We start from the raw sequence: 9,698 nt of genomic DNA, 5'->3' as shown, positions 1-9,698 counted from the left end.
GCGGGGGGGCTTGGTCCAGGGCCAGCGGGGGCGGGGCTTGGTGCCCGAGGGGCGGAACGCGTACTTCCAGCCCTTCTGCAGGCCAAGCCGCTTCGAGTAGCCCGACGGGACCCGTTCGTACAGCAGCACCGTCGGCGGGCCGTCCGGCGTCGGGACGGGGATCTCGTACCACTTCGGGGGGTGTCCGGTCGGGCCGAGCAGGATCGGGAGGACCCGGCCGTCCATCGGGCCGCCCTCGAACGGAGTCGGTTGGCTTCTCACCCCACCAGTGTCACAGCAGGTGGGCGGCCTCGGAGACCACGGGCATCACGCGCCGGGCCAGGTTCCCGACGGGGCCGTCAGCCGATTCGAGGGCCAGGGCGGCCCGGGCGGCCGCCGCCGTCTCCGGGTCCGTGGCGGCGGTGGCCGTCAGCAGGGCGATGAACTGGTCGAGCAGCCAGTCCCGGAGGGTGTCGACCTCGGGCTGCTTGCCCTCGTCGATCCATATGAGGGAGGCCGCCTCGACCGCCGTGATCCAGGTGCGGACCATCATGCGCAGCCGGGGGCCGGGCGCCGGGACGCCGAGGTGGAGGAGGATCTGGTCGGCCGCGGCCCGGCGGATGCCGTCGACGGTCGCCGTCGTACGGGAGGTCTCGACGACGCTGCCGCCCTGGAGGAGGGCCGCGAAGCCGGTGTCGTGCTCGTCGACGAACGCGAGGTAGCGGTCCAGGGCCCGGGACAGCCGCCGGGTCAGGGGGCCCTGCTGGGGTTCGGCGAAGCAGAGTTCGAGGAGGTCGGCCGCCGAGCGCAGGGCCGCCTCGTAGAGCTGCTGCTTGCCGCCGGGGAAGTACCGGTAGACGAGCGGGCGCGAGACTCCGGCGGCCTCCGCGACGTCGTCGAGCGAGACCTCCTCCGGAGCCCGGTGCGCGAACAGCGTGAGGGCGGCGTCGAGGAGTTGGGCCCGCCGCTCCTCGACGCTCAGCCTGCGGTACGCGCGTACGGTCATGACCGCAGGGTAGCTCGCGAGCCACCGCCCGCGACCGGCCTCCGCGAAGTACCGGCCCGATCCGGATCGATGGACGTGCGGACGGACGGACGCCACAACGTCCGGGGGGCTCCGTCGGTCCTGCACCGCGTCCGGGTCTCCGCCGCCCTCCCAGCGTCCGGACGGCCCCGGACGCCGCTCCCCGATCCGGCCCGACCGGCAGGAGACCCCCTAGGCCAGGAGGCCCGAGCTCTGCCAGAGCCGGCGGCCGACTCCGCGCAGGACGCCGATGTCGTCGAGGAACTCGGTGAGCCGCTTGGCGCCGGTCTGCATGACCTCGCGGCGGTGGCCGCTGGCCCGGACCTGGGCGACCGCCTCGCGGCGGTCCAGCCCGACGTTGTCGTAGACGGCCGGGTTCACGAAGGCGAGGGAGAAGACGCGGGCGGCCTCGCCGCAGCTGATCCGGGTGAGCTCCTGCTCCCAGCGCGGGGCCGTCAGCATCTGCCGGCGCAGTTCCTCGCGGGCGTACCGGACGTGCCGGGCCTCCTCGATCACGTGGATCCGGGTGACGCCGCGGACCAGCGGCTGGATGCGCTCGTCCGGGAAGGTCAGGCGCTGCATCCAGTCGAGGATCTCCTCGCCCAGGAGGGTACAGGCGAAGGAGCCGGGGGTGGTGGAGACGGTCTTCAGGATCCGCGCGAGGTTGTGGTTGAGCCGGGAGACCGGGTACTCGGGGCTGCCGCTCTTCTGGATCATGCGGGCGAACATCATCGAGTGCCGGCACTCGTCGGCGATCTCGGTGAGGGCGTACCGCACGTGCTTGCTGGTCAGCGACTTGTCGTAGATGTGCCGGACCATCAGCTGCATGAGGATGATCTCGAACCATGTGCCGAGCGAGCCGAGCGCCGCCGCCTCGTGGCGGGAGAGGTCGATGCGCTGCTCCTCACCCATCTTCTTCCAGAGCGGGGTGTCGTAGAGGGAGAGCAGCTCGGGCGGCCAGTAGTACTTCCCCTCGACCATGGGCGCGTCCCAGTCGAGTTCCTTGTCGGGGTCGAAGGAGTGCTTGGCGGAGGATTCCAGCAGGCGCTCGGCTATCTGCTCCCGGTCCTTGAGGAGGCCGAGGGCGTCCCTGAGCGCGGCTCGTTCGGTCACGGTCGTCATGGCTTCGGACACCTCGTCGTCGAGTTACCGGCGGTCCCTGCTTATGAGACTGCTTGTCAGCAAGGTCGTCAATCCCCCGCGCACGACTTGTTGACCCCGCGTCTACCAACGTGTGACTCTGCCAACTGTCCGGTCCTGCACGGCAGTACGCGAGACGAGGGGGCGTCAGTGTCGACGCACGAGCTCTACACCGAGGACCCGGGCGAGGCCGTCTGGCAGATCCCCGCCTCCGGCTCCGCCCGCTTCAGCTGGGAGTACGACGACGGCCGCGAGCGGCTCCTCGCCCTGTACCAGAAGGGCAAGGACAAGCAGTGGGACGGCGCCCAACGCATCGACTGGGACATCGAGGTGGACCCGTACGATCCGCTGGGGACCCCCGACGAGGCCCTGCCGCTGTACGGGACCCGGCACTGGGCCGGGCTGACCGAGAAGGACAGGGGCGAGCTGCGCCGGCACTACGCCGCCTGGAACTTCAGCCAGTTCCTGCACGGCGAGCAGGGCGCGATGGTGTGCGCGGCGCGCATCGTGGAGTCCGTCCCGGACCTCGACGCGAAGTTCTACTCGGCCACCCAGACCATGGACGAGGCCCGGCACGCGGAGATCTTCGGGCGTTTCCTGCACGAGAAGGTCGGGATGCTGTACCCGGTCAACGACAGCCTCCAGGGGCTGCTCGGCGACACCCTGCGCGACTCCCGGTGGGACATGCCGTACCTGGGCATGCAGGTGCTCATCGAGGGGCTGGCCCTGGCCTCCTTCGGTCTCATCCGGGACACGACCACCAAACCGCTGCCCAAGCAGCTCCTGGCGTACGTGATGCAGGACGAGGCCCGGCACGTGGCGTTCGGGCGGATGGCGCTGCGCGACTACTACCGGCAGCTGACGGACGCCGAGCTGCGCGAGCGCGAGGAGTTCGTGATCGAGGGCTGCCACCTGATGCGGGACCGGCTGCTCGGGGTGGAGGTGCTGGAGAACTTCGGCATCCCGGCGAAGGAGGCGCAGGCGCTCAGCGAGCAGTCCGAGTTCCTGCACCTGTTCCGCAAGCTGCTGTTCAGCCGGATCGTGCCGTGCGTGAAGGACATCGGACTGTGGGGCGAGCGGCTCCAGCGGGCGTACGTGGACCTGGGCGTCTTCCACATGGGCGACTCCAACCTGGACCTGTTGATGAGTCAGGACGAGGAGATCGCCGAGGCCCTCGACCGCGAGCGCTTCGCGGCCGAGGAGTCGGCGCGGGTGGCCGAGGTCGAGGCCGCCATCGCCGACGGGCGGGATCTGACGGGAACCTGACGGCGGTGACCGGCGAACGGTGAGCGGCAGGCGGTGAGCGGCGGCAGGCGGTGACCGGCGGCCGGTACGTGCACCGGGGATGTGGCGTGAAGATCAATGTCCCCCGGCAGGGGGAGTCGATAGATTCTGCGCCTGATCATCTTCCTTGAGTGCACGACCTGTTGGAGGACGAGAATGAAATCTGGCATGTCCCGGCCCGTTCTCGGCGCCCTGCTCGCCGGCCTGATGACCATCGGTCTGGGATCCGTGACCGCCGCCCCCGCCCAGGCGGCCACCGCCAACTGCACGGGGTCGGTCTCGGTTTACGGAGCCCTCGCCGACGGCCGGCTGACGTACTCACAGATCGATCCGTCGACCGGCGACCGGATCAAGACGCTCATCGGGCCGGACCTGGGCTTCACGCCCAAGGCCATGGCCACCCTGAACTTCAACACGGTCCTGGTCACGGACCCCGGCGGGGTGCTCTACCGGGTCGACGTCCAGACCAACAACCTCTCGCTCGGCCTGGTAGGCCCCCCGGTGCAGATCGGCACCGGCTGGACCCACGACAAGCTGGTCTACGACGGCCACGGCCACCTCTACGGCACGGCCGGCGGCGTCCTCCTCCAGTACCTCGTCTCACAGGCCAAGCCCGCCGGCTCCCAGCACATCGGCCAGCGCGTGGAAATCGGCAACGGCTTCGTCCTGAAGACCCTGGCCTCCTCCGGCGACGACCGGCTCATCGCCAACACCGCGGACGGCCGTCTCCTCGAATACCGGATCGACAGCGGGGGCGGCTGGTCGGGCGCCCAGCTCGCGGCCTCCGGCTGGTCCGCGTTCGACCGGCTCGTCTCCCCCGGTGGCGGCCTCTATTACGGCGTGACCGGGGCCGGCGGCATGTACTGGTACCAGGACGTCGACCCGAACGACCGCTCCGGCACCGACATCGCCTACCACAACGACGACCCCGTCGACGCCTCCGGCTGGACCCAGACCCTGATCTCCGCACAGCCCGAGACCGCGACCTGCACGGGCGGGAACTACGCCTACGTCCTGCCCCACGGCGCCGTACCGCGCAGCGAGCTCGACGACCCGCACCACGACTACGCGGCCATCGACATCCAGGTGCCGACCGGCACCCCGGTCCACGCGGTCACCCGGGGGACCGTCAGCTACATCGACGGCGGCTTCGGCAACGGGATCCAGATCAACGGGGCCGACGGCGCCACCTACATATACGGCCACCTCAGCCAGCGGGGCGTGGCGGCCGGATCGACCGTCTCCCCCGGCCAGTACCTGGGCGAATCCGGCAACACGGGGCAGTCCACCGGGCCGCACCTGCACTTCGAGATCCGCATCGGAGGCGTGAAGCACTGCCCGCAGCGCATGCTCCTCGACCTCTACGACGGCGTCACCCCGCAGGCTCCCGGCACGTTGCCCACCAGCGGCTGCTCGTACTGAGACCCCGACCGGTGCCGGGGCGTCCGACCGCCCCGGCACCGGATCCGTCCCCCGCGGCTGCCGCGGCCCACGCCGGGCCGACGCTCGTCCGCGACGTCTCACCGCGCGGCCAGCGCGGCCTCCATCACCGCCCGGGCGATCGGCGCGGCCGCGCCGTTGCCGCTGATGTCGCCCCGGTCCGCCGACGCGTCCTCCACCACCACCGCGACCGCAACCGCCGGAAGGGCCGCGCCCTCGGTCCGGGCCCAGGAGATGAACCAGGCGTACGGGGTCCCCGCGTTGCCGACGCCGTGCTGGGCCGTACCGGTCTTGCCGCCGACCACCGCACCGGGGATCGCCGCGTTCCGGCCCGTCCCCTGCTCCACCACCTTCACCATCAGCTCCTGCATCCGCAGCGCGGTGGCCGGGTTCATCGCCCGCCCGAGGCTGCGCCGGTCACCGCGCCGCACCGGGGAACCGTCGTCCTGGGTCGTCCGTTCCACCAGGTACGGGGAGGCCAGCTCGCCGCCGTTCGCGACGGCCGCGGCCACCATCGCCATCTGCAGCGGTGTGGCCGTGGTGTTGAACTGTCCGATGGAGGAGAGGGCCAGCTGGTCCAGGCTCATGTCCGTGTCGAAGTTCGACCGGGACACCCACGAGGGGACCCGCAGCCCCTCGGTGTTGAAGCCGAAGCGGCGCGCCGCCTCCGTCATCCGGCGCAGCCCGACCTGCACCCCGATCTTCGCCATCACCGTGTTGCACGACCACTGCACGGCCTCGGCCATGGAGGCGTCCTCGCAGCCCGTGGCCGCGTTCGGCAGCAGGGTGCTGGTCCCGGGCAGCGGGTAGGGGTCCGGAGTCCGGGTCGGCGCGTCCACGTCGGTGACCACGCCCGCGTCCAGGGCCGCCGCCGCCGTCACGATCTTGAAGGTCGAACCGGGCGGGTACGTCTCGCGCAGCGCCCGGTTGAGCATCGGACGGGCGGGGTCCGCGTTGAGCGCCGCCCAGGCCCCGCGCGCCTTCGCCCCCGTGCCGGAGAGCACGGAGGGGTCGTACGAGGGGCTGCTGACCAGCGCCAGGATCTTCCCGGTGGCCGGTTCGAGGGCGGCCACCGCCCCGCGCTTCCCACCGAGCCCGGCGTACGCGGCCCGCTGCACGGCGGCGCGGACGGTGGTGGCTGCGTTCCCGCCGGCCGGGCGGCCGCGGGCCAGGTCGTACCAGAGCGGGAACGCCGACAGTCCCGGGTCCGTGCCCGACAGCACGGCGTCCTCGGCGCGCTCCACGAAGCTGGTCCCGTACGTCTGGGAGGAGAAGCCGGTGACGGGCGCGTAGAGCGGACCGTTCACGTAGGTCCGCTCGTAGCGCAGCAGCTGGCCGCTGTCGCGGGAGCCCGTGACGGGCCGTCCGTCGACGAGGATGTCCCCGCGCGGCTCGGCGTAACGCTCGATGGCGGAGCGTTTGTTGGCCGGGTTCGCGCCGTAGGCGGCGGACTCCCACACCTGTACGCGGGCGATGTTGGCCAGCAGGGCGAGGAGCAGCAGCGCGCAGAAGTACGCGCACCAGCGGATGTAGCGGATCACTCGGCCGCCTCCTGCGCGGGACGGGGTCTGCGTGCGCTGTCGCTGAGCCGGACGAGCAGGGCGACGATGATCCAGTTGGTGACGACGGAGGAGCCGCCCTGGGCGAGGAAGGGCATGGCCATGCCGGTGAGCGGGATCAGCCCGGTGACCCCGCCCGCGATGACGAACACCTGGAGCGCGAGGATCGAGGCGAGGCCGGTGGCGAGCAGCCGGCCGAACGGGTCGCGCAGGGCGAGGCCGGCGCGGAACCCGCAGGCGACGAGGAGTCCGTAGAGGAGCAGGATCGCGGTGAGGCCGACGAGGCCGAGCTCCTCTCCGGCGGTGGCGAGGATGAAGTCCGACTTGGCGGCGAACCCGATGAGGAAGGACTGGCCGTGGCCGAGGCCGGCCCCGAGGAGGCCGCCGGCGCCGAAGGCGAAGAGGGACTGGGCGAGCTGGCCGGGGCCCTCGCCGCGCTCGATGGAGGCGAAAGGGTTCAGCCAGTCGTCCACGCGGCTGTTCACGTGCGGTTCCAAGGTCCCGACGGCGTAGGCGCCGAGAGCGGCGAGCAGCAGTCCGATCGCGATCCAGCCGATCCGCCCGGTGGCGGTGAACAGCATGATCACGAACAGGCCGAAGAACAGCAGCGAGGTGCCGAGGTCCCGTTCCAGGACGAGCAGGCCGACACTGAGCAGCCAGATCGCGAGGATCGGTCCGAGCACCCGGCCCGGCAGGAGGCGCAGCTTCCAGAAGAGCCGGCGGCCGGTCAGGGCCAGGGCGGTGCGGTTCGCGGCGAGGTAGGAGGCGAAGAACACGGCCAGCAGGATCTTGGCGAACTCCCCCGGCTGGAAGGAAAGCCCGGCGAAGCGGATCCAGATGTGCGCGCCGTTGACCGCCGGGAAGAAGACGGGCACGAGCATCAGCACCAGGGCGGTCGCGACGGACAGGTACGCGTAGCGCTGGAGCACCCGGTGGTCGCGGAGCAGCACGACGACGAGGACGAAGAGCACCACGCCGAGGGCGGACCACAGGAGCTGGTCGTCCGCGGTGGGGTGGCCGGGGGTGGTCGCATCCAGGCGCTGGATGAGGACCAGGCCGAGGCCGTTGAGCAGGACGGCGATGGGGAGCACGAGGGGGTCGGCGTACGGGGCCGTGAACCGCACGGCGAGGTGCGCGAGCAGCGCGGCTGCGGCGAGGCCGACCGCGTACCGGTCGGCGGGGTCGGGGATGCGGCCGGTGGTGACGAGGCCGACGTGGAGGTGACCAAGTACGGAGATCAGGACGGCGCCCGTGAGGAGCGCCAGCTCCACCCCCCGGCGTTTGGGCGCGCCGGCTTCGGGTGGCGGGGGCGGGGAAGGTTCCGCCACCTTCGCCGTCAGAGCGGTCATACCCCGAAACGTAGCAAGCGGACGGATGGTATGTCCGCTTATGTCATAGTGTGCCGAAGAGTCGTCACAAACGGTCGCAAGTATCGAGAGTGAGGAGCCGAGGCGCATGGGACCTGTGGAATTCATCGTCCTGGCCTTCCCCGAGGAGCAGCTGCGCGTACCGGCCGTCGAGGCCGTGATGGGGCTGCGCAAGTCGGGGGTGGTCCGGCTGATCGACGGGCTCGTCGCCACGAAGACGGCGTCGGGGGAGGTCCTCGCGGCCGAGTTCGACGAGTTCGTCGAACTGCACGGTCTGCTGACGGGACGCGACGCGGCCCGGCTGATCGGCCCGGAGGACGTGCACGAGGCGGCGGACCTGCTGGAGCGCGGCAGCTGCGCGCTGCTGCTGGTGGTCGAGCACGTATGGGCCGAGGACGCGGCGATCGCCGTACGGGCGGCCGGCGGCCGGATCGTGGGCTCGGTCCGCATCCCGCCCGACCGGGTCCCGTCGGACCCCCGGGCGGGGGTGGCCTGATGTTCATCCGCCCGATGGGAGTGACGGTCCACGCCGCGAACCGGCCGGCGGGATCCCCCCTGCTGCGGGGCCTGCTGGCACGGGCGTCGGGTGCGGTGACGGAGACCTCGGGCGCGGTGCGCCCGGACGAACCGCGGCGCCACGACCTGCCGCCCCGGGCCGCCGGGTCGGTCCGGTCGGAGGAGCCGGATTTCAGGGAGGAGCCGGAGCCGGAGCTGATGGACGCCTTCGGGCCGGAGCCGATGGACGAGCCCCAGCCCGAGCCCGACGACGAGCCGGAACCGGTCGACGCCCTGTACTGGGACACCCGCCCCGAGCCCGGCCCGGCGGCCCCCACCGGCCTGGCGGCGGAGCTGCGCCAACTGGCCGACCTGGCCCGCGAGGGCCTGCTGACCCCTCAGGAGTTCACGACGGCGAAGGCCCGTCTGCTGAACGGCTGACGGGCGTGCCGCGCGCCACCGCGGAGGAGGAACGCCGTCGGCCGCGTCCATCGGCGCGAGATCGCGACAACGGTGACGGACCCACCGGTCCGACAACGGCGCCGTCACGGCCCGGACGGCTCACCTCTCGGGCGCGGCGAAGGTTTCGACGGGGCCGAACTCGCTGAAGTCCACCTTGTTGGCGGCCTGCGCGCCCCGCATGTCCATGCGCTGCTCGAAGCGGACGGTCCGGCCCTGGGCATCGATCCACTGGTCGATGTCGAAGCCGGTGACGCCCTTGCTCTTCATCGAACGGTGGGTGCGCGGATCGACCGAGGCCACCTGGTCGAGGTCGAGACGTCCGCCGAGGTGGTAGGTGGGGACCCCGTTCCGGGTCTCCATGCCCTTCTTGGCGGAGGGGCCGGCGGCGAGGAGCAGCTTGGCGTAGCCGGCGTAGTTCGCGTCGTTGTCCGGGGAACGCGGCGACTTCACCCAGCCGCTGCCCTCCTTGGTGCGGTTGCGGATGTAGTTGGCGTCGGTGGTCGTGACGCTCTCGATCCACATGCCGGAGGAACGGATCTCGGCCCGGCCGGTGAACAACGTGCCGATGTTGGACCGGCCGGTCATGGTCGACAGCTCTTGTCCGGCGGCCTCGGAGGTGGCCTTCATGGACGCCGCGTACGGCGTCTTCTCGGCTTCGGCGAGTGCCTGCTCGGGCTCGAACGCCCCGGCGACGGGGGTGGCGGACGCGGCGGAGGACGCGGGCGCCGGGGCGCCCGCTCCCTCAGGAGCGTCCTTGCAGCCCGACAGTACGGAAAGGCAGACCGCGACAACGGCGGCGGAAACGGTGGTACGGCGTACAGCAAAGGTCATCATCGCCAGGCAGCATCGCACGCCCCACCCCCGCCAACCGAACCGATTTCCCCGCGCGGGCGGAGGCGGAAGGCGGGGCGGGCGGTGTGGGGCGGGGGACGCGGGGCGGGGGTGGGA

10 protein-coding genes are annotated in these 9,698 nt (G+C 71.6%); 4 read left to right on the top strand and 6 right to left on the bottom strand.

Annotation, left to right across the window (positions count from 1 at the left end):
- The 3 genes from IH80_RS0137170 to IH80_RS0137160 all read right to left on the bottom strand — a co-directional run.
- The coding region (locus IH80_RS0137170; protein WP_030966303.1) for a hypothetical protein at positions 1 to 261 on the bottom strand (261 nt) is incomplete at its 3' end.
- A gap of 10 nt (positions 262 to 271) precedes the next feature.
- The gene (locus IH80_RS0137165) at positions 272 to 985 is read right to left on the bottom strand and encodes a TetR/AcrR family transcriptional regulator (protein WP_030966302.1); all 714 of its coding nucleotides are present in this window, start codon (positions 983 to 985) and stop codon (positions 272 to 274) included.
- 210 nt (positions 986 to 1,195) lie between these two features.
- The gene (locus IH80_RS0137160; protein WP_030966301.1) at positions 1,196 to 2,125 is read right to left on the bottom strand and encodes an AurF N-oxygenase family protein; all 930 of its coding nucleotides are present in this window, start codon (positions 2,123 to 2,125) and stop codon (positions 1,196 to 1,198) included.
- 168 nt (positions 2,126 to 2,293) lie between these two features.
- Here IH80_RS0137160 and IH80_RS0137155 point away from each other — a divergent pair, with 168 nt between their 5' ends.
- Together IH80_RS0137155 and IH80_RS46650 are read left to right on the top strand one after the other, a co-directional pair.
- Positions 2,294 to 3,409 (top strand): ferritin-like domain-containing protein, encoded by a 1,116-nt coding sequence (locus tag IH80_RS0137155; RefSeq protein ID WP_030966300.1) that lies wholly within the window; start codon positions 2,294 to 2,296, stop codon positions 3,407 to 3,409.
- A gap of 186 nt (positions 3,410 to 3,595) precedes the next feature.
- Entirely contained in the window at positions 3,596 to 4,849 is a 1,254-nt protein-coding gene (locus tag IH80_RS46650; RefSeq protein ID WP_063757384.1) for a M23 family metallopeptidase, read from the top strand.
- Between the two features lie 98 nt (positions 4,850 to 4,947).
- On the opposite strand, the gene IH80_RS0137145 is transcribed toward IH80_RS46650, so the two are convergent.
- Together IH80_RS0137145 and IH80_RS0137140 are read right to left on the bottom strand one after the other, a co-directional pair.
- A complete protein-coding gene (locus IH80_RS0137145) occupies positions 4,948 to 6,408 on the bottom strand; it encodes a penicillin-binding transpeptidase domain-containing protein (RefSeq protein ID WP_030966298.1) in 1,461 nt (486 codons plus the stop codon).
- A complete protein-coding gene (locus IH80_RS0137140; protein ID WP_030966296.1) occupies positions 6,405 to 7,775 on the bottom strand; it encodes an FtsW/RodA/SpoVE family cell cycle protein in 1,371 nt (456 codons plus the stop codon). Before IH80_RS0137140 ends, IH80_RS0137145 begins: the two co-directional genes overlap by 4 nt.
- 106 nt (positions 7,776 to 7,881) lie before the next feature.
- Between IH80_RS0137140 and IH80_RS0137135 the strand changes: the two genes are divergently transcribed.
- Complete coding sequence (locus IH80_RS0137135) at positions 7,882 to 8,289, top strand: DUF6325 family protein (RefSeq protein WP_037882200.1); 408 nt, start codon at positions 7,882 to 7,884, stop codon at positions 8,287 to 8,289.
- On the top strand, positions 8,289 to 8,729 hold the full coding sequence (locus tag IH80_RS0137130; protein ID WP_030966294.1) for an SHOCT domain-containing protein: 441 nt from the start codon (positions 8,289 to 8,291) through the stop codon (positions 8,727 to 8,729). The genes IH80_RS0137135 and IH80_RS0137130 overlap by 1 nt, the downstream gene beginning before the upstream one ends.
- 120 nt (positions 8,730 to 8,849) lie before the next feature.
- Here the strand turns inward: IH80_RS0137130 and IH80_RS0137125 are convergent, their stop codons facing one another.
- Positions 8,850 to 9,584, bottom strand: coding sequence for an LppX_LprAFG lipoprotein (locus IH80_RS0137125; RefSeq protein ID WP_030966292.1), 735 nt, complete (start codon positions 9,582 to 9,584; stop codon positions 8,850 to 8,852).
- Positions 9,585 to 9,698: the final 114 nt, after the last annotated feature.

The sequence above is a fragment of the Streptomyces sp. NRRL S-378 genome (assembly GCF_000720645.1).
In the GTDB taxonomy this organism is placed as follows: Bacteria; Actinomycetota; Actinomycetes; order Streptomycetales; family Streptomycetaceae; genus Streptomyces.
This window is presented reverse-complemented; position numbering and strand designations above follow the sequence as displayed.